Annotated in this window: 29 protein-coding genes, 1 other RNA gene and 1 pseudogene; 27 read left to right on the top strand and 4 right to left on the bottom strand. The window is 30.6% G+C overall.

Annotated features, from left to right (window positions below; translation table 11 throughout):
• Window positions 1-54: 54 nt before the first annotated feature.
• From QZ357_RS08225 to ssrA, 9 genes are all read left to right on the top strand, one after another.
• Window positions 55-555, top strand: coding sequence for a DUF6512 family protein (locus QZ357_RS08225; protein ID WP_290776119.1), 501 nt, complete (start codon window positions 55-57; stop codon window positions 553-555).
• A 91-nt stretch (window positions 556-646) separates the two neighbouring features.
• On the top strand, window positions 647-1015 hold the full coding sequence (locus tag QZ357_RS08220; protein WP_290776118.1) for an Asp23/Gls24 family envelope stress response protein: 369 nt from the start codon (window positions 647-649) through the stop codon (window positions 1013-1015).
• 25 nt (window positions 1016-1040) lie between these two features.
• Window positions 1041-1439, top strand: coding sequence for a transcription antitermination factor NusB (nusB, locus tag QZ357_RS08215; protein WP_290776117.1), 399 nt, complete (start codon window positions 1041-1043; stop codon window positions 1437-1439).
• An 86-nt stretch (window positions 1440-1525) separates the two neighbouring features.
• On the top strand, window positions 1526-2743 hold the full coding sequence (xseA, locus tag QZ357_RS08210; protein WP_290776116.1) for an exodeoxyribonuclease VII large subunit: 1218 nt from the start codon (window positions 1526-1528) through the stop codon (window positions 2741-2743).
• On the top strand, window positions 2733-2960 hold the full coding sequence (xseB, locus tag QZ357_RS08205) for an exodeoxyribonuclease VII small subunit (protein ID WP_290776115.1): 228 nt from the start codon (window positions 2733-2735) through the stop codon (window positions 2958-2960). Before xseA ends, xseB begins: the two co-directional genes overlap by 11 nt.
• Before the next feature lie 5 nt (window positions 2961-2965).
• On the top strand, window positions 2966-3844 hold the full coding sequence (locus QZ357_RS08200) for a polyprenyl synthetase family protein (RefSeq protein WP_290776114.1): 879 nt from the start codon (window positions 2966-2968) through the stop codon (window positions 3842-3844).
• An 18-nt stretch (window positions 3845-3862) separates the two neighbouring features.
• Window positions 3863-4522 carry a hemolysin III family protein gene (locus QZ357_RS08195; RefSeq protein WP_290776113.1) on the top strand — a complete coding sequence of 220 codons (660 nt, stop codon included), beginning with the start codon at window positions 3863-3865 and terminating at the stop codon, window positions 4520-4522.
• Window positions 4523-4530: 8 nt separating this feature from the next.
• The gene (gene smpB, locus QZ357_RS08190; RefSeq protein ID WP_290776112.1) at window positions 4531-5010 is read left to right on the top strand and encodes an SsrA-binding protein SmpB; all 480 of its coding nucleotides are present in this window, start codon (window positions 4531-4533) and stop codon (window positions 5008-5010) included.
• Between the two features lie 4 nt (window positions 5011-5014).
• Window positions 5015-5363: a transfer-messenger RNA gene (gene ssrA, locus QZ357_RS08185) on the top strand.
• A 650-nt stretch (window positions 5364-6013) separates the two neighbouring features.
• Here the strand turns inward: ssrA and QZ357_RS09840 are convergent.
• The 4 genes and pseudogenes from QZ357_RS09840 to QZ357_RS08170 form a co-directional block, all read right to left on the bottom strand.
• Window positions 6014-6769 (bottom strand): annotated as a pseudogene (locus QZ357_RS09840) (recombinase family protein); the annotation flags it as partial.
• 133 nt (window positions 6770-6902) lie between these two features.
• Window positions 6903-7403: a DUF5067 domain-containing protein gene (locus tag QZ357_RS08180; protein ID WP_290776111.1), complete on the bottom strand. Its 501-nt coding sequence runs from the start codon at window positions 7401-7403 to the stop codon at window positions 6903-6905.
• 41 nt (window positions 7404-7444) lie between these two features.
• A complete protein-coding gene (locus QZ357_RS08175; RefSeq protein WP_290776110.1) occupies window positions 7445-8008 on the bottom strand; it encodes an ImmA/IrrE family metallo-endopeptidase in 564 nt (187 codons plus the stop codon).
• A gap of 81 nt (window positions 8009-8089) precedes the next feature.
• Window positions 8090-8650, bottom strand: coding sequence for a helix-turn-helix transcriptional regulator (locus tag QZ357_RS08170; protein ID WP_290776109.1), 561 nt, complete (start codon window positions 8648-8650; stop codon window positions 8090-8092).
• Between the two features lie 192 nt (window positions 8651-8842).
• Between QZ357_RS08170 and QZ357_RS08165 the strand changes: the two genes are divergently transcribed.
• From QZ357_RS08165 to QZ357_RS08080, 18 genes are all read left to right on the top strand, one after another.
• Window positions 8843-9076 (top strand): helix-turn-helix transcriptional regulator, encoded by a 234-nt coding sequence (locus QZ357_RS08165; RefSeq protein WP_290776108.1) that lies wholly within the window; start codon window positions 8843-8845, stop codon window positions 9074-9076.
• A gap of 236 nt (window positions 9077-9312) precedes the next feature.
• Window positions 9313-9501, top strand: coding sequence for a hypothetical protein (locus QZ357_RS08160; RefSeq protein WP_290776107.1), 189 nt, complete (start codon window positions 9313-9315; stop codon window positions 9499-9501).
• Window positions 9491-10219, top strand: a complete 729-nt coding sequence (locus QZ357_RS08155; protein ID WP_290776106.1) for a conserved phage C-terminal domain-containing protein — start codon at window positions 9491-9493, stop codon at window positions 10217-10219. The genes QZ357_RS08160 and QZ357_RS08155 overlap by 11 nt, the downstream gene beginning before the upstream one ends.
• Complete coding sequence (locus QZ357_RS08150) at window positions 10216-10569, top strand: hypothetical protein (protein ID WP_290776105.1); 354 nt, start codon at window positions 10216-10218, stop codon at window positions 10567-10569. The genes QZ357_RS08155 and QZ357_RS08150 overlap by 4 nt, the downstream gene beginning before the upstream one ends.
• A 2-nt stretch (window positions 10570-10571) precedes the next feature.
• A complete protein-coding gene (locus QZ357_RS08145; protein WP_290776104.1) occupies window positions 10572-10865 on the top strand; it encodes a hypothetical protein in 294 nt (97 codons plus the stop codon).
• A 5-nt stretch (window positions 10866-10870) separates the two neighbouring features.
• Window positions 10871-11020, top strand: a complete 150-nt coding sequence (locus QZ357_RS08140; protein WP_290776103.1) for a hypothetical protein — start codon at window positions 10871-10873, stop codon at window positions 11018-11020.
• A gap of 4 nt (window positions 11021-11024) precedes the next feature.
• Entirely contained in the window at window positions 11025-11246 is a 222-nt protein-coding gene (locus QZ357_RS08135; protein ID WP_290776102.1) for a hypothetical protein, read from the top strand.
• 3 nt (window positions 11247-11249) lie between these two features.
• Window positions 11250-11996 carry a Rad52/Rad22 family DNA repair protein gene (locus QZ357_RS08130; RefSeq protein WP_290776101.1) on the top strand — a complete coding sequence of 249 codons (747 nt, stop codon included), beginning with the start codon at window positions 11250-11252 and terminating at the stop codon, window positions 11994-11996.
• 6 nt (window positions 11997-12002) lie between these two features.
• Window positions 12003-12392, top strand: coding sequence for a single-stranded DNA-binding protein (gene ssb, locus QZ357_RS08125; protein WP_290776241.1), 390 nt, complete (start codon window positions 12003-12005; stop codon window positions 12390-12392).
• 44 nt (window positions 12393-12436) lie between these two features.
• Complete coding sequence (locus tag QZ357_RS08120) at window positions 12437-12982, top strand: hypothetical protein (protein WP_290776100.1); 546 nt, start codon at window positions 12437-12439, stop codon at window positions 12980-12982.
• A complete protein-coding gene (locus QZ357_RS08115; protein ID WP_290776099.1) occupies window positions 12972-13262 on the top strand; it encodes a hypothetical protein in 291 nt (96 codons plus the stop codon). The genes QZ357_RS08120 and QZ357_RS08115 overlap by 11 nt, the downstream gene beginning before the upstream one ends.
• A complete protein-coding gene (locus QZ357_RS08110) occupies window positions 13259-13699 on the top strand; it encodes a hypothetical protein (protein WP_290776098.1) in 441 nt (146 codons plus the stop codon). Before QZ357_RS08115 ends, QZ357_RS08110 begins: the two co-directional genes overlap by 4 nt.
• A 3-nt stretch (window positions 13700-13702) precedes the next feature.
• Window positions 13703-13948 carry a hypothetical protein gene (locus QZ357_RS08105; RefSeq protein ID WP_290776097.1) on the top strand — a complete coding sequence of 82 codons (246 nt, stop codon included), beginning with the start codon at window positions 13703-13705 and terminating at the stop codon, window positions 13946-13948.
• A gap of 2 nt (window positions 13949-13950) precedes the next feature.
• Window positions 13951-14382 (top strand): hypothetical protein, encoded by a 432-nt coding sequence (locus tag QZ357_RS08100; protein ID WP_290776096.1) that lies wholly within the window; start codon window positions 13951-13953, stop codon window positions 14380-14382.
• Window positions 14372-14749 carry a RusA family crossover junction endodeoxyribonuclease gene (locus QZ357_RS08095; RefSeq protein WP_290776095.1) on the top strand — a complete coding sequence of 126 codons (378 nt, stop codon included), beginning with the start codon at window positions 14372-14374 and terminating at the stop codon, window positions 14747-14749. The genes QZ357_RS08100 and QZ357_RS08095 overlap by 11 nt, the downstream gene beginning before the upstream one ends.
• Entirely contained in the window at window positions 14736-15023 is a 288-nt protein-coding gene (locus QZ357_RS08090; RefSeq protein ID WP_290776094.1) for a hypothetical protein, read from the top strand. The genes QZ357_RS08095 and QZ357_RS08090 overlap by 14 nt, the downstream gene beginning before the upstream one ends.
• A gap of 34 nt (window positions 15024-15057) precedes the next feature.
• Window positions 15058-15456: a hypothetical protein gene (locus tag QZ357_RS08085; protein ID WP_290776093.1), complete on the top strand. Its 399-nt coding sequence runs from the start codon at window positions 15058-15060 to the stop codon at window positions 15454-15456.
• On the top strand, window positions 15446-16162 hold the full coding sequence (locus QZ357_RS08080) for a hypothetical protein (RefSeq protein WP_290776092.1): 717 nt from the start codon (window positions 15446-15448) through the stop codon (window positions 16160-16162). The genes QZ357_RS08085 and QZ357_RS08080 overlap by 11 nt, the downstream gene beginning before the upstream one ends.
• The last annotated feature ends 250 nt before the right edge of the window (window positions 16163-16412 follow it).

The following is a 16412-nucleotide window of genomic DNA, read 5'->3' as shown; positions in this document are numbered from 1 at the left end:
TTTTTAATGTTTATTCGTTATATTTTTATTAATGGAACTTATGGAGGTAATTATATGAAACTTGTAAAAATGGAAAGACTCGGAACGGTTTTGATAGTTCTTTTTACTTTTATTTTGTCTAACCTGTATTTGTCGACTAATTGGGGGTTTTTCAGAACAATATCGGCATCAAATAGCAGTATAATGGAACAAATGAAGGTTATTTATTTTTCTTTGGTATTTTTTATTGCTATAGAAATGTTATTTAAACTTCAGTATAACGATAATTTTTTCTTTGCAAAAGCGATCAGTTCTTACATATTGGTTTTAATTCTTCCTATGTTGTTTTATACTTTTAAAAATATGTTTGGCGGAATGAATATATATATTTATGCAGTGCTTGTATTTTTATCTGCTTTAATATGTCAGAGTTTCAGTTGTAAAATACTTCTTGATGAGCAAAATATGACAGTTAAAGGTAAGTTGATAAGTATAATGAGTATTGTGATTTTGGGAATAATGTTGGTTTATTTTTCTTACAATCCTTTAAATACACCTATATTTACGGCGAGTTAAATTTTCGTTAATATAATTGCAATAAATCAAAATGATGTTATAATTAAGTTATTAAATGTGATATGAAATTTTACTAATTGGAGGTAAATTTATGAATAAAATGACGGATGAAAATATCAGTATAAAAGAAACACTGCAAAAGGGTGATGAACTTAACATAAGTGATAATGTCATAACTTCGATTGTCGGTTTGGTAACGGAAGAAGTAGATGGAATAAGCGGATTTTACGGTGGTATAGATATCGGTGAGATATTCGGTAAAAAGAATGTGGGAAAGGGCGTAAAAACCATAATAAGCGGCAAAAAGATAATTATAGATATATCACTTATAATAAAATACGGTTCGATTATTCCTGAGCTTACAAGTGAAGTAAAAAGTAAAGTAAAACAAGCGATTGAATCTATGACAGGGTACAGTGTTTTACAGGTAAATGTTTATATAGAAGGTTTAGAATGTTAATACAGTAGTAAGAGGAGTTTTGATTTTGAAAAGAGACGTAGCAAGAGATTTAGTATATAAAATTATTTTTCAAATGAATTTTCATGATGATTTTAATGATAGATATGAACAGATGATTTTGGATAACGGTATAAGAGGTACCCAAGGGGAATATGCTAAAAAAACCATTTGCGGTATTGTAAATAATTGTGAAGAAATCGATAATATTATTAAAGATAACCTTAAAGGGTGGAAATTTGAAAGATTATCAAACCATGTTATAGCAGTATTAAGACTCGGTGTTTTTGAAATTATGTTTAACGACGATATTCCGCCTCTTGTAGCCCTTAATGAGGCTGTAAGTCTTGCGCATACTTATTCTGACGAAAAGGAAGCAAGTTTTGTAAACGGACTACTGAACAGTGTTTATAAAAAAGTTATTTAATAATTATATTGACATAGAGTGCAATATATTATAACATAGTATTTAATACTAGATAGTATAGTTATTAAGTATAGGTGAAAGTTAAAATGATAGATAATGTAGTATTAACCGTAAGAGACGTAAATAAATATATAAAGACTTTATTTGATTACGATGAGCTATTGTCTTCTTTACGGGTAGAGGGAGAAGTATCAAATTATAAAAGGCATTCTTCCGGTCATTTGTATTTTTCAATAAAGGATAACAGCGGAAAAATAAACTGTGTGATGTTTAAATCGGACACATATTCTCTTGATTTTGAGCCAATGGACGGCATGAAAGTTGTAATAGAGGGTAATGTGTCTGTTTTTGAAAGAAACGGTAATTATCAATTGTATGTACGCAGTATGAAAAAAAAGGGAGTTGGATTTCTTTATGAAGAATATAACAGACTTTTGGAAGAATTAAAGTCACAGGGATATTTCGACGATGAAAAGAAGAAAGCGATTCCTAAGTTTGTAAATAAGGTAGCGGTTGTAACATCGAAGACTGGGGCGGCCGTAAGAGATATTATAAGTGTAATTAAAAGAAGAAATAAGACAATAGAGATAATAATATGTCCCGTTACAGTTCAGGGAGAGGGCAGCGGAGAAGAAGTTGCACAGATGATATATGATATAAACAGGTTGAATCTGGCAGATGTTATCATAACGGGAAGAGGCGGCGGAAGCATAGAGGAATTGTGGGCTTTTAACGAGAGAGTGGTTGCCCAGGCGGTTTATGACAGTAAAATTCCTGTGGTTTCGGCTGTAGGACACGAAACTGATTTTACAATATGTGATTTTGTCGCTGATTTCAGAGCACCTACGCCTTCCGTTGCAGGTGAAGTGGTTAGTGAGCCTATAGAGAATACTCTTGGGCTTTTGGATATTTGGGATAAGAAAATCAGCGCAAGTATGGTAAACTTAATATCTTACTATGAGCAAAGAATCAATAATGTAATGAATAAACCCGTAATGAAAAGACCGGGGGCATATATGGAAAATATGGAGATATATTTGGATGATTTAAAAGATGATTTGAATATTGCTTTTAGCAATAAAATAAATTTATTAAGTCACAAACTATCTTCTTTTGAGAAACTTATAAATACACTTTCCGTTGCAAGTGTATTGGATAGAGGGTTTGCCATATTAGAGCATAATGAAGATGTCGTTACTTCAGTTAATGAAGTAAAGAAAAATGACAAAATAAGTATAAGGTTAAAGGACGGGAAAATATATTCTGTTGTTGATAAAATAGAAGGAGAAGAGTATGAGCGATAAAAAAACATTTGAAGAAAAGTTGGAAAGACTGGAAGAAATAAGTTCTTTGATGGAAGAGTCAAAGATTACATTGGATAAATCGGTTAAATTATATGATGAAGCAAGTGTTTTGATAAAAGAGCTTAAATCCGAACTGGATAAAGCAAGCAAGAAAGTAAAAATTTTGGTTTCCGAGAAGGATGGCAAAGCTGAACTTGAAAACTTTGAAGAGGTTTAAGCGATATGAAGGATGAATTAAAAGAAAAACAATTATTCATAGAAAATATCCTTAAAGAATATACTATAAGTGTCGGTATTCCAAAGAGTATATTTGAAAGCTTCAATTATTCTTTGTTTGTTGGCGGAAAAAGAATAAGACCTATACTTGTAATGGAGGCTTGCAAATGTGTCGGTGGGGATATAAAAAATGCATTTCCTTTTATGGCGGCAATAGAAATGATACATACTTATTCTCTTATTCATGATGATTTACCTTGTATGGATGATGATGAATTAAGAAGGGGCAAGCCGACAAATCATATGCTTTACGGAGAAGCGACGGCTTTATTGGCAGGAGACAGTCTTTTAAATCTTGCATATGAAACTATGATTAAAAGTGCAAAAAGTGCGGATAATATAAAAAGACATATTGAAGCTATGGATATTATAGCTGCTGCATCCGGTGTAAAAGGGATGATAGCAGGACAGGTTATGGATATGGAGAGTGAAGGTAAAGAGCCTGATAAAGATACTCTTGATTTCATACATGACAATAAAACAGGAGCGCTTTTGAGAGGCAGTGTCATAAGTGGCGCAGTTATAGGAGGCGGAGAAGGTAAGATTCTCGATAACCTAACGTCTTATGCAAAGGCGATAGGACTTATGTTTCAAATTGTCGATGATATTTTAGACGTTGTTTCTGACAGTAAAACCTTGGGTAAAAACGTAGGTATGGATGCAGAGCGTAATAAAATGACGTATCCGTATGTTTACGGTCTTGAACAATCTTATAAAAAGGTAGATGATTTATTGAATAGCGCCTTAAACAGTTTGAAGGATTTTGGGGATGAAGCCGATTTTTTACGAAGATTGGCAGTATATTTATCGGAGAGAAAAAACTAATTTGAAAAGAGGCATAAAATGGTTGATGACAAGAAGGATTTGACACAAAGATATACTTTGGGGGAAGAAATATTTAATTCTGTTTCTCATGGGGTAGGTGTGTTCTTTGCAGTTGCAGGATGTGCGGTATTGATTGTATTGAGTGCCATATATGCAGATGTATGGGCTGTAATCAGCAGTGTTATTTATGGTATAAGTATGTTTGCTTTGTATTTGGCTTCTACTTTATATCATTCCATACAAAATAAAAAAGTAAAAGAGATACTTAGAGTTTTTGACCATTGTACAATATTTCTTCTTATAGCAGGAACTTATACTCCGTTTACTTTATTTACTCTGCGTGAGAGTGTCGGCTGGTATCTTTTTGCAGTCATATGGATTAGTGCTATTGTTGGTATAATATTAAATGCCATAAATTTGAAAAAATTTGAAAAAATATCGTTATTACTTTATTTGATAATGGGATGGGCTGTTGTTTTTGCAGTGAAACCCCTTATTGCCGCAGTATCGGTATTAACATTGGTTCTTTTGATTATAGGTGGACTTATGTATACTTTTGGTGTAATATTTTATTGTATGACAAAGTATAGATATATGCATTCAATTTGGCACTTATTTGTTTTATCAGGCACGGTTTTACATTATTTTGCGATATTGTTTAATATTATAGGTATGTAGGTAAGAATATGGGAGTAAATAAAAATAAAGACGATAAAAAGATTATAGCTAAAAATAAAAAAGCTCATTTTGAATATCATATTATAGAAACGTATGAAGCTGGTTTGGAGTTAAAAGGTACGGAAGTTAAATCCATAAGGAACGGTAAAGTTAATCTGAAGGACAGTTATGCGAATGTGGATAAAAACAATGAAGTTTTTATAATAGGGATGCACATAAGTCCGTATGAATTCGGGAATATAAACAATGTGGATCCTTTGAGAGAACGGAAGCTTTTGCTTAATAAAAGAGAGATAAGGCATATAAAAGATTATCTTACAAAGGACGGATATACTTTAATTCCGTTGGATTTGCACTTTAATAAAAGCTATGTTAAAATGAATATTGCCATTTGCAAAGGTAAAAAACTTTATGATAAAAGAGAAAGTTTAAAAGAAAAAGCAGCAAAAAGAGAAATGGACAGAAGTTTTAAAATTTCTCACAGATAAATATGGGGATGCAATGGTTTCGACAAGGTCAGTGAGGTTAAATAAGCGAGTAGATGAGCTTAACATCTTAAAAATAAGCAAATTAAAAAATAAACGATAACAATAGATTATCTTTCGCTGCCTAGTTGCAGCGCGGTTCTTTATTTCTGACCTGCAAGAAATATAAGAATTGTCAACATTCAGCAGGGACCTGTATATTGGGTGTCTTGACGATATATAGTATTAATTAAGGCTCGTCTTGTATAATTTTGTTTGTTTTATAATACTTGATTAAATTTAAAAATAAACTGCACTCGGAGAAAGTTTGGTTAAGCTGGTTTTGGACGGGGGTTCGATTCCCCCCATTTCCACCATTGTATAAGTTGTACGAACACGTTTTTTCATCACCTAATTTATATTGAATTTTAATTTTATTTTCGCTTAATTCTATTTTTTTGATAAAAATATCTATTAAATTTTTACGTTCATTTTCATCTTTTAAATCAAATGATGAAAAACTATCCAATGTTCTTTTAATATCTTCCTTTGATACTCTCCTAGATTTGCTGTGTTCTATTTTTTTTAGGTTCTCATATAAATTATTGTTTTCATCTTCTAAACCGTTTAAACGTTCTTTTATGGATTCTGAATATATTCCATTTTCTAAAGATGTTAATAAATTATTTATTTTTTTCTCGTTTTCTTTGATTTTATCTTTTAAATGTTTTGTATCATCTTCTTTTTTTGCTTTATCATAAAATTCAAATACTTTTTCTGTTATTTGTTTTTTCATTTTTTCAGATAATATATGATTAATGGTTAAATCAATGATTTTATTCTCAATAATATCTTTAGGTATATTTTCACTGCATTTATTGTTACATCTATAATATTTATATAATTTTCCGTGTCGACCGTAGCCACTAGAACCTATCATCTTTCCACCGCATTGACAAAATAATTTATCAGTTAAAATATATTTACCTACAGATTTATGATGAATTGTTTTGTGTGTTAATATATACTGACATTTATTGAAAATTTCTTCATCAATTATTTTAGGTATTGCGTCTTTGATTTCTATATTTGATGATTTTACTATATAATATCCAGCATATTTTTTATTTCTTAAGATTTTATCAATATATTGCAATCTAAACTTACGTCCCTTTATAGTCCTGTAACCGTTATTATTTAAATATCTACATATTTCTTGTTTACCTTTTCCGTCTGCAAACATATTAAATATCATTTTTATGATTTTTGCATTATTTTCATCAATAGTAAATTTTTTATCTACGAATTTAAAACCTAGTGGTGGCGGTCCTCCTAGACATAAATGTTGTCTTGTATTTTCGGTGATACCTCGCTTGATGTTTTCGGATAGATTAATTGAATACCATTCTGCAAAACTTTCAAGAATACCTTCCATAATAACGCCATTAGCACCTTTTTCTATGTGCTCTGTGCATGAAATAACTTCAACATTTCTTTCTCGTAACTGTTTTTTATAAACGGCAGAAATATATCTATCACGTGCAAAACGGTCTATTTTATATACTAGTATTGCCGAAAATTTATTATATTTACTATCTTCTAGCATTTGCTGAAATTGCGGTCGTTTATCAGTTCGCCCACTAAATGCCCTGTCTATATATGTGTCAATAATTTCAATATTATTACGTTCTGCATATTCGTTGCATACCCTTAATTGTCCTGTTATTGATGTTTCTTGCTGATTTGCACTACTAAATCGTGCATATATTACTGCCTTTTGCATAAAAATAACACTCCTTATCTTGCTTTCTTGAGTGCTATCGACTATAATATAATTGTTTTAGATATTGTGTCGATAGGCACGTCCTAACCCTTTTACCTTTGCCGAGGTAGAGGGGGTTTTTATTATAATTTATTTATTTTACTTCAAATGTTTGTTCTCCATAGATAGTTTCTTGCAATAAATCAGAACATCTTAAAAGTACTGGGGTTGAATTATCATCTAAATAATATGCTACTGCATTTTCAACAGTACCACCAACTTTTATTTCTTCCATTTGACTATCTAAAAATTTATCATCAGGTAAATCTGCGACCTCTAATTCGTTTACTGAATTTTCGTTGTTATCTTGATATGCCGTAACGTTAGAAATCCATGCGGTCATTGGATCCACACTTTCAACAGTATCATCTACTTTTGTTGTGTTATACCAAAATGCGATAACATTTTTTTCTCCGTATTCGTTACCCTTTTCTCCTTTTGCAATAATTTTAACATCTGTAATTTCGATTTTAATACCTGGAATATTCATAACATTATCTTTGAAATAATATTCTGATTGTTCAGTTTCTCCACATCCTGCGAATAATCCAATTCCTAAAACTAAAACTAGCAAAACTGATAAAACTTTTTTCATAATTATTTCCTCCTTTTTTTTTGTTTTATCATAATATTTTATCAATTATAAAAATCAATAAAATCTTTAAACTTTTTTATTAATAGTTCTTGTAATTTTTTATTAACTTCGTCTTCTATGTATAAATCATTATTTTCATATATTTCATTGGCTAATTTTTCAGTTATTTCGCAAAATACCATGATATTATCAGGATTAAACATATTGCATTCCTTTATTATAGTTTCGGGAATTAATATATGTTTCCCGCACAAATTAGCTTCCTCTTCTAATTCTTCGATTTTCCCATTATTTAAAATAGATGTATGTTTTAATACAATATGTCCTATTTCATGGGATATAGTTTCTCGCACTTCCTCATATGGGATTTTCTCATCATCATAAAATATATGATGTATGTTGTTGACTCCTAAAATAGCAAAAGCGTTTTTCTTTTTCTCTCGTAAAATAGCATTTACCAGAATTTTATTATCGTTAAATCTATGTAATTCTATATTTAAACTTTTACATATTTCATGTAAATTCACAGGTAAAACACGCGTTTTAGAGCGAAGTATCGTTCTTATTGCTGTATTCAAAATATAATTTTTTCTTGCTTTATTCATTCTTTTATGCCTACTTTCTATTGTTTTTGATAAATATTTTAATAGAAAATAGACTAGTTTTTTCATGGTAATTTATGGTAATTATTTCTTGTTAATCATCTCTTGCAACTCTTTTAATTTATCTTTTTGTTCTTTTTCTTTTTTTAATCTTTCTTGTCTTTCGTTTTCCAAATTGTCTAATAATGATTTATCTACTAATACATACCTGTTGTCACCGTCAGAAGCTACCATAGGCGTTTTAATTTTTTCATTGTATTTAACTTCTTCTTCTGCAACATATGGTATTTTATTATCTATTCTATAGATAGGGGTACTTTCTTTTATAATATAATTTAGTTCATTCTCTATATATCCGATAACTTTATATTGTTGCTCTTTATTTAGCTGTCTATATTTATTTAATAATAATTTTTCATTATCTGATAAAGTATTGCTATTATTTTCCCAACCCATTATATATGCAGGAGAACAATTAAATAATTCAGCAAATTTACATATTATATCATAGGGAATATTTTTAATATTACCACTTTCATATCTTTGTACAGTTGCTTCTGCAACACCTAAATATCTTGAAACGTCTAATAATGTTAAATTAGCTTCTTTTCTTTTTTCTTTTATACGTTTACTCCAAATACTCATTTATATACCTTCTTACTTATTATATTTATATAATATCATGAACTTTCCTAATTTGCAAGAAATATATTTATTTTTTACCTAAACATATATTTTTAATTTAAAAACTTACACAATTTGCAAGAAATGTATTGACATTATATTTTATATAATATATAATAAACTTACGAAATATGTAAGAAAGGGGATTAGAATATGAAAAAAGAATATGAAGTTGATGTTATAAAACTTAGAAAAATAATGGCAGAACAAGGAATAATAACTTCTAAGGAATTAGCAAATAAAGCTGATATTGATAAAACTACAATATCATTAATTCTTCATAAAAAAAGAAGACCTTCTACCGTAGTTATAGAAAAGCTAATAAAAGCTTTATCTATACCAACTAATGATGCTGGAGAAATTTTTTTTAAAGAAAAACTTACGTAATACGTAAGTTTTATATATAGCCTAGAGGTTAAAGACTTAGCCGTAAGTCATAATAAAATCTCCTAAATTTAAAATATAAATCTATTTGTTTTAAAATTTGCGGTTAAGATTTTAACCTTTAGGAGAAAGGAGAAAAAAGATGTTTGAGGATTTCGCAAGGTTAATCATTCGATTAACTATTGAGAGAAAAGAAAAAGAAGAAAGAGAAAAAGAAAATAAAAAAGGAGGAGAGAAAAATGCAATATAAAAATAAAAATTCCACCATTGCCCGCCAGCAAAAAAGTGGAATAAAAAATAAAACTATATTAAAAATACTAGCATGTTTCAAAGAAAATTACAAGTACATTTTAATAACAATTATATTTTCTGTAATTGGAATGTATATAGGAGAGCAATTAGGCAGGTGGTTAGCATATGGATTTTAAGGGTTATTATTCGATAATTCCGGCACACGTACGATATGACAAAGATTTAACCCCAAATGCTAAATTACTGTATGCGGAAATCACGTCACTATGCAACGAAAAAGGATATTGCTGGGCGAATAACAGCTACTTTGCGGAATTGTACGGTGTGACAACAGTCAGTATATCAAAATGGATAAAGGCACTGGTTGAAAAGGGGTATATATCAACGGAAATTGAGTACAAAGAGGGTAGTAAAGAAATATTAAAGAGGTATATAAGAATTATTAATGACCCTATTAAAGAAATGTTTAATACCCCCCAAAGAAAAGTTAATGCCCCCCTTAAAGAAAAGTTTAAAGATAATAATAAAAATATAATATTAAATACTAATAATAATATATATATAGTCGAGATAAAGGAAATTATCGAATATTTAAACGAAAAAGCAGGAACGAAGTATAAACCTACAACACAAAAAACAAGGGATATCATTAAGGCTAGGTTAAAGGAAGGATTCACGGTAGAAGATTTTAAAACGGTAATAGATAAAAAAGTAGCTGAATGGAAAGGGACTGAATGGGAAAAGTTTCTACGACCACAGACATTGTTCGGCACTAAATTTGAAGGATATTTAAATCAAAATATCATCAAACGAAACAAAGAAGAAACATTTAAATATGAAAATGATTATGAGTATTACAGCGAAGAAGAAATAGAAAGGATAATGAACGGATGAAAAAATTAAAATGGCAATATAAACAGATTTCAAAAACAGGAGAAGATTGTTCTATAAATTTATGTAAGGCAAGGGAAAGAGAATATGTAAGTATCATTTTAAGAAACGGATTTGCTGATTTGATAGCACCTAATGGATATGCAGTATGTGCTGTTGACGGTGACAGATTATATTTTAAATCCGAAAATGAAAAAGTCGGCTATAAGGTTGTAGACAAAGGAGCAAATAAAAGTAAATCTATTCAAATGAGTAATCCAGTGATTAATAAATTTGCAAAATATCATAGCGGAGATTTCAAGATATATTTTGATGTTAACAATAAAATCTATTTTATAGACACAGAAAGGTAGTAATGATGATAAAAATATTAAGTTTAGGGAAATACAACGCGATAACAAATTTAGTTTTAGAGTTGGAAGAAGAAAACAAGATACTGAAAATACATAACGAAAGATTAAACGGACGTTTAAAGGAACTGGAACAGACCTTAACGGACTTTGAAACCAACGGAGTAAAGATTAAAGCGGAACTTCCTTTTGATGAGTTTGAAGAGGTTGAATTTGAAGAAGATATTTCAGACTGGTTAAAGGTAAGTAACGACAGCACAGTAAGCAGCGTGGAATTAAATTATGGATATGAGGATTAATAATCATGAAATGTTGTATTTGTGGAGATGAAATCAAACAAGGCGAAGATTATTACGAAGACAGAGTAACAAGACATAACATATGTGAATGTTGTATTGATGAATACATGGATATTTTAAAGGATGAATTTCACACAACGAATTTAGGAGAATAGAGAATTGAAAGATTTTAAAAACGGTGTCGGTTATTACACAATGGCTGAATTAAATATGAAAATCGGATTTCCCGAAAACGAAACAAAATGCGGTTATTGCCCGTTTATAAAAAGCGAGTTTGATTTAAAACGTCATAGATGTTTGGTTACAGGAAATTTAGTCTATTCGTTGGAAAACAGAGAAAAGGATTGTCCTTTGATAATCACAGGAGAAATAAAGGAGTAGAAGATGTTAAATTTCAGAAAATTAAAAGCTGATGAAATAGATGTAAGAGTTCAAACAGTTAAAAATACGGGATGTAGTTTATTGTTATACAAAGACGCAAGATGTGACATGAATATATTGGATGAAACAGTCGGAGCGGGAAATTGGCAACGAAGTCATGAACTGATAAACGGAAATCTATTTTGTAACGTTGCAATAAAAATAGAAAAAGGAGAAGAAGGAAACAGAGAGTACGGTGAATGGGTTGTAAAGCAGGATGTAGGAACACAAAGCAACACAGAAAAAGAAAAAGGACAAGCTTCCGACAGTTTCAAAAGAGCGTGTTTTAATTGGGGAATCGGAAGAGAATTGTATACATCCCCTTTCATATGGATAAATAATCAAAATTGTAAAATCAGTAAAAGAAGTGACGGTAAATATGAAATAAAAGATAAGTTTAAAGTAAAAAAAATCGGATATAGCGATAATAAAATATCAGAATTGGAAATTGTAAATCTAACAACAAATAAGATTGTATTTAATTTAAAAGGAAATATTGATAAACCGCAACAAAATAATAACACCCAACCCATAACCAAAGACGAAATGTATGAGATTTTAAAAGAAGCAGTAAAAGAAGATTTGATGAAAACGGAAGAAGTCACCGAAAGCTTGAGACAGTTTAAGAAAACAAGATTTGTAGATTTGACATATACACAAGCAAAAATAATCTATGACGTGGCTAAAAAAAGATTGGAAGCGAGAGGTTAAGAAATGATAAATAAAACAACATTAATAGGAAGATTGACAAGAGACCCAGAGATAAGAACATTGCAAAACGGAAACACAGTAGCTACCTTTACATTGGCGGTTGACAGGACTTTCAAGTCGAGAGACGGAGAAAAGAGTACAGACTTTGTACCGATTGTGGCTTGGGGTAAAACCGCTGAGCTTTGCGGAGAGTATTTAAGAAAAGGGAATTTAACAGGAGTTTGCGGAAGATGTCAGACCAGAACATATGAAGCAAAAGACGGTACTAACAGGTTTGTAATGGAAGTTGTAGCGGAAGAAATAAGTTTCTTAACACCTAAGAAAGAACAAACACAAAGTATTGATGAAATGGCAGAGCAGTATGACTTTATAGAAGATGATGATACGCCCTTTTAGGGATGAAATCAGTTTTAAGGAAATAAAAAATAAGGTGGTTTACGGTGAAAGCTACGGGAAAAATTAAAGATGTCAATATTGATTTTGAAAGCAATAACATTATATTTTCATTGATATTGAATGAAAGAAAGACAGCGGAAGAAATAGCCAACAAGTTAAAAGACGAAGAGAAGTTAAGTATTGACATTTCAAAATACAGAAAAAAGAGAAGTTTGGACGCTAACGGTTATTTATGGATTTTGTGTGATGAGATAGCAAAAGTAATCGGAAGCACCAAAGAAGAAGTATACATACAAGCAGTTAAAGAAGTCGGTGTATTTGATTATATCCTGTTGATAGAAAAGGCGGTTGATAAATTCATAAGTAACTGGAAGTGCAAAGGTTTAGGCTGGTATGCCGAAAAATTGGATAATTCCAAGATAGACGGATGTATCAAGGTAATGGCGTTCTACGGTTCAAGTGTATACAACACCGAAGAAATGGCAAGATTGATTGATTATGTGGTGGAAGAAGCGAAAGGGCTTGGAATTGACACAAGAACACCCGAAGAAATAGAAAACATGAAAAGTCTGTGGAAAAATGGCAGATAACAGATATTCAATATTAACGGACGATTTGGACTGTTGCATAGTATGCGGCAGACCTCACGCTGAAAAACATGAAATATTTTTCGGCAGTGGGAAAAGAAAACTGTCTATAAAATACGGACTGGTCATTCCTCTTTGCTACATCCACCACAGGGACAGTAAATCGGGTATACATTTCAATAAAACATTAAGAGAATATTGGTTTAAAAAAGGGCAAGAAGCCTTTGAGAAATGTTACCCAAAGTTAAATTTTATGGAAATATTCGGAAGGAATTATATATGAGCGTTTACTGGAAAGGAAAAGAAAGAACACTAAGCGAGATAGCCGAAATGGAAAACATCAGTTTCAATACATTCTACAGACGGTATTGCGAGGGCGAGCCTATAGAAATTTGTATCATGCCACCGTTAACAAGACATGAGATATGCAGAAAATACGAATATGACGGACAAAGGCTAAATGTAAACAATATAGCAAGGAAAACAGGAATAACAAGTATACATTTGTATTATTTGTTAAGAATCAACGACTATGATTTAAACAAAGCCTTAAATCAGAACAAAATCAAGGCAATAAAAGAAAAGCCGAAAGAAGATTATCAAGATATAGGACTGGATGAACTAATTGAAAGGTGCATGAAAGCACCGAGCAAATATGCAATTGAAGATGAAAGCCCGAAAGATTGGTTGAAAAGAAATAAGGCTTATAAGGAAAAATAAAAAATGGCAAGAAGAAATTTACTACATAAAACAAAGCTAGAAGAATTTAAAAAATTTCTGATTTTAAATGGTTGGGAAATACAACCGGTAAAAGGTGAGTGGGAAATTCTTCGAGCAAAAAATAAGAATGAAAAATATCCGTTAATAGTCTATAAGAGATATGATGTGAAAGAACATTACACATTAATGAACAGAGATATTTATTTATTCTATGAATTTAAAAAATATGAAAGAAAGCAAGGAGCGTAACAATGATAACAAAAGATGAATATGAAATATTAAGTAAAGTAAAAAGGATAACAAGACAGGAATGTCTAACCAGAGGATATCAAGGATATCAGAACTGTACTGACTGTAAATTTGATGATATATGCAATAAGACTCCTATTTGTTGGGATTTAAAAAAAATATCTAAAAATTTTATCATTACTAAAGAAGAATATAATGTTTTAAAAAATATGGATAACAAATATAAGGATGGCTATATTGCTAGAGACAAAAACGGTGAGTTATGGATATTTGAAGATAAACCTGTTAAATACAGTGAAACATGGGATAACTCAAAAGAGTTAACAGGATTAAAGCCTTTTTCAGATATGTTTCCAAATATCAGATGGGAAGACGAAGAATCGAGAAAAATAAGTGATTACATAAAAGAATATGAGGAAATACATGGACTGTAAAATGCAAAAATTCATTATTGAGGGAAGATTACCCAGTTTAAATGAATATATAGACAAATGCAGATTTAATAAATATGCAGGCGGTAAGTTTAAAAAGCAACACCAAGAGTATATAGAATGGCATATCAAATCTTCGGGGATTAAGCCTATGAAATGTGTTGATATTACATACAGATTTTACGAAAAGAACAAGAGAAGAGATAAAGACAATGTATCTTCTTTTGCAAGGAAGATTATTAATGACGCATTGCAAACAGCGGGAATTTTAGAAAATGACAACTGGCAGTGTGTAGGGATATTGAAAGATGAATTTTATATTGACAAAGAAAACCCAAGAATTGAGGTTGAATTATATGAACGAGAATAGTATTTCTAGCGAATGCAGAAAAGAAGCATTGATGAAGATGGACAAACAAAAGTTATATACCGCTATAAAGGCAGTATTAAAAGACGGCGGAGAATATACCGCAAGAGAAATAGCGGGGATATTGTTCAAAAAAGGTGTTACCCTGTCAAGCGGTAGGCAGTCGGTAGCTCCCAGGCTTACGGAGCTGAAGAAAAAAGGGGTTGTTGAAGAAGTATGTAAAAAATATGACACGCTGACAAAAGTAAGTGTCAGTGTATATAGGTTAAAGGATTAAAAAGTATAAAGAAATATAAAAGGAGAAATTCAAAATGGATGAAAAAATAAATAATATAAGTTTACTAGAATTGGGTAATGGTTCGTTTATGGAACGTGCAGATTTAGAATTTAAAAAAATATTAGATAATATTAAAGATGTAAATACTAATCCAACTAAAAAGAGAACGCTTGTTTTAACAATAGATTTTACACCATCACAAGATAGAGATAAATTAGCCGTTAAGTTCAGTGCTAAATCAAAAATTGAACCTTATAACCCAGTAGAAACAGGACTTGTTTTACAAGGCGATAAGGCAAACCTTAAAGCATATGAGCTTGTACCTAATATTCCAGGACAAATTGGGTTTAACGGTTTCGAACAAAAACAACCAAAAGAGCTTAGAATTTTATTAAATACAAATGATAAAGGAGATAAATTAAATGTTAAATAGAGATGCAATAGAAAAAATAGAAGAAATGGCAAAGAATGAAGTTATAGAATGTAATGGTTTTGATTATTCAACTAAACAATTATTTAGGATAGAACCTCCTGCTATTCAACCATTAAATTTTAAATCTATTAAAGGTGTGTGTGATGTTATAAAGAAAGAATATGAAAAACATAAAACCCCGTTGATTGTTGTTGCGGATGAAGATTCAATAGATGTTTATACACATATAGAAAATAGAAAACGAGATTTGTTATATACATCCGTTTCTAATGCTCCGTATCACGATTTTGGCAGATATATTACTAGAGAAGAAATGTGTATTAAGCTAAAAAGTATATATATACAAACAGAAGAACGTGACAATGTCATAAAACTCATTTCAAGTATATCTAATTCGCATATTACAACACAAAATGATGATGGTTTCTCTCAATCAGTAGAAGTGGCAAAGGGTATTTCTTTTAAGGAAATGATAAATGTAGACAGTATTATAACATTAAAGCCTTACAGAACATTTAATGAAGTTGAACAGCCAGAAAGCAAGTTTCTATTAAGATTTAAAGAATATAGCAATAATATTGGAGTAGCATTGTTTGAGGCAGATGGAGGGGCTTGGAAATTAGATGCTAAAAATAATATTATGGCAAAATTATGTGAAGAATTAGAGGAACTTATAAAAAATAATAAAGTAATTGTTACAATATAACCCATTTTACATCAAGTAGATAGTGGAATGTAGTATTAAATAAATCTAAGTATGCTAACGCTAATATAGTCAGTATGCTTAGATTTATTGGAAGGAGATATAAAAATGTTAAATGATAGCGGAGACCGCACCGAATACCCAACAGGAGCGGTAAGAGATATGAAAAAAGGGAAAGGCAGATGTGACCTTTTGCCGTTGGATATAATAACTAACTTTTTATTGTCATTTGCAAATAAAGATGAAGAAGAAG

Origin of the sequence: Anaerofustis sp., from assembly GCF_019420015.1 — a bacterium.
Classification (GTDB): domain Bacteria; phylum Bacillota; class Clostridia; order Eubacteriales; family Anaerofustaceae; genus Anaerofustis.
The sequence above is the reverse complement of the archived record's forward strand: the minus strand, read 5'-3'. Positions and strand labels throughout refer to the sequence as shown.

Excerpts from the sequence above, each read along its gene's own strand:
- QZ357_RS08225 (WP_290776119.1), top strand. The coding sequence starts at position 55 with ATGAAACTTGTAAAAATGGAAAGACTCGGAACGGTTTTGATAGTTCTT.
- QZ357_RS08220 (WP_290776118.1), top strand. The coding sequence starts at position 647 with ATGAATAAAATGACGGATGAAAATATCAGTATAAAAGAAACACTGCAA.
- xseA (WP_290776116.1), top strand. The coding sequence starts at position 1,526 with ATGATAGATAATGTAGTATTAACCGTAAGAGACGTAAATAAATATATA.
- xseB (WP_290776115.1), top strand. The coding sequence starts at position 2,733 with ATGAGCGATAAAAAAACATTTGAAGAAAAGTTGGAAAGACTGGAAGAA.
- QZ357_RS08200 (WP_290776114.1), top strand. The coding sequence starts at position 2,966 with ATGAAGGATGAATTAAAAGAAAAACAATTATTCATAGAAAATATCCTT.
- QZ357_RS08195 (WP_290776113.1), top strand. The coding sequence starts at position 3,863 with ATGGTTGATGACAAGAAGGATTTGACACAAAGATATACTTTGGGGGAA.
- smpB (WP_290776112.1), top strand. The coding sequence starts at position 4,531 with ATGGGAGTAAATAAAAATAAAGACGATAAAAAGATTATAGCTAAAAAT.
- QZ357_RS08180 (WP_290776111.1), bottom strand. The coding sequence starts at position 7,403 with ATGAAAAAAGTTTTATCAGTTTTGCTAGTTTTAGTTTTAGGAATTGGA.
- QZ357_RS08175 (WP_290776110.1), bottom strand. The coding sequence starts at position 8,008 with ATGAATAAAGCAAGAAAAAATTATATTTTGAATACAGCAATAAGAACG.
- QZ357_RS08170 (WP_290776109.1), bottom strand. The coding sequence starts at position 8,650 with ATGAGTATTTGGAGTAAACGTATAAAAGAAAAAAGAAAAGAAGCTAAT.
- QZ357_RS08165 (WP_290776108.1), top strand. The coding sequence starts at position 8,843 with ATGAAAAAAGAATATGAAGTTGATGTTATAAAACTTAGAAAAATAATG.
- QZ357_RS08160 (WP_290776107.1), top strand. The coding sequence starts at position 9,313 with ATGCAATATAAAAATAAAAATTCCACCATTGCCCGCCAGCAAAAAAGT.
- QZ357_RS08155 (WP_290776106.1), top strand. The coding sequence starts at position 9,491 with ATGGATTTTAAGGGTTATTATTCGATAATTCCGGCACACGTACGATAT.
- QZ357_RS08150 (WP_290776105.1), top strand. The coding sequence starts at position 10,216 with ATGAAAAAATTAAAATGGCAATATAAACAGATTTCAAAAACAGGAGAA.
- QZ357_RS08145 (WP_290776104.1), top strand. The coding sequence starts at position 10,572 with ATGATGATAAAAATATTAAGTTTAGGGAAATACAACGCGATAACAAAT.
- QZ357_RS08140 (WP_290776103.1), top strand. The coding sequence starts at position 10,871 with ATGAAATGTTGTATTTGTGGAGATGAAATCAAACAAGGCGAAGATTAT.
- QZ357_RS08130 (WP_290776101.1), top strand. The coding sequence starts at position 11,250 with ATGTTAAATTTCAGAAAATTAAAAGCTGATGAAATAGATGTAAGAGTT.
- QZ357_RS08115 (WP_290776099.1), top strand. The coding sequence starts at position 12,972 with ATGGCAGATAACAGATATTCAATATTAACGGACGATTTGGACTGTTGC.
- QZ357_RS08110 (WP_290776098.1), top strand. The coding sequence starts at position 13,259 with ATGAGCGTTTACTGGAAAGGAAAAGAAAGAACACTAAGCGAGATAGCC.
- QZ357_RS08105 (WP_290776097.1), top strand. The coding sequence starts at position 13,703 with ATGGCAAGAAGAAATTTACTACATAAAACAAAGCTAGAAGAATTTAAA.
- QZ357_RS08100 (WP_290776096.1), top strand. The coding sequence starts at position 13,951 with ATGATAACAAAAGATGAATATGAAATATTAAGTAAAGTAAAAAGGATA.
- QZ357_RS08095 (WP_290776095.1), top strand. The coding sequence starts at position 14,372 with ATGGACTGTAAAATGCAAAAATTCATTATTGAGGGAAGATTACCCAGT.
- QZ357_RS08090 (WP_290776094.1), top strand. The coding sequence starts at position 14,736 with ATGAACGAGAATAGTATTTCTAGCGAATGCAGAAAAGAAGCATTGATG.
- QZ357_RS08085 (WP_290776093.1), top strand. The coding sequence starts at position 15,058 with ATGGATGAAAAAATAAATAATATAAGTTTACTAGAATTGGGTAATGGT.
- QZ357_RS08080 (WP_290776092.1), top strand. The coding sequence starts at position 15,446 with ATGTTAAATAGAGATGCAATAGAAAAAATAGAAGAAATGGCAAAGAAT.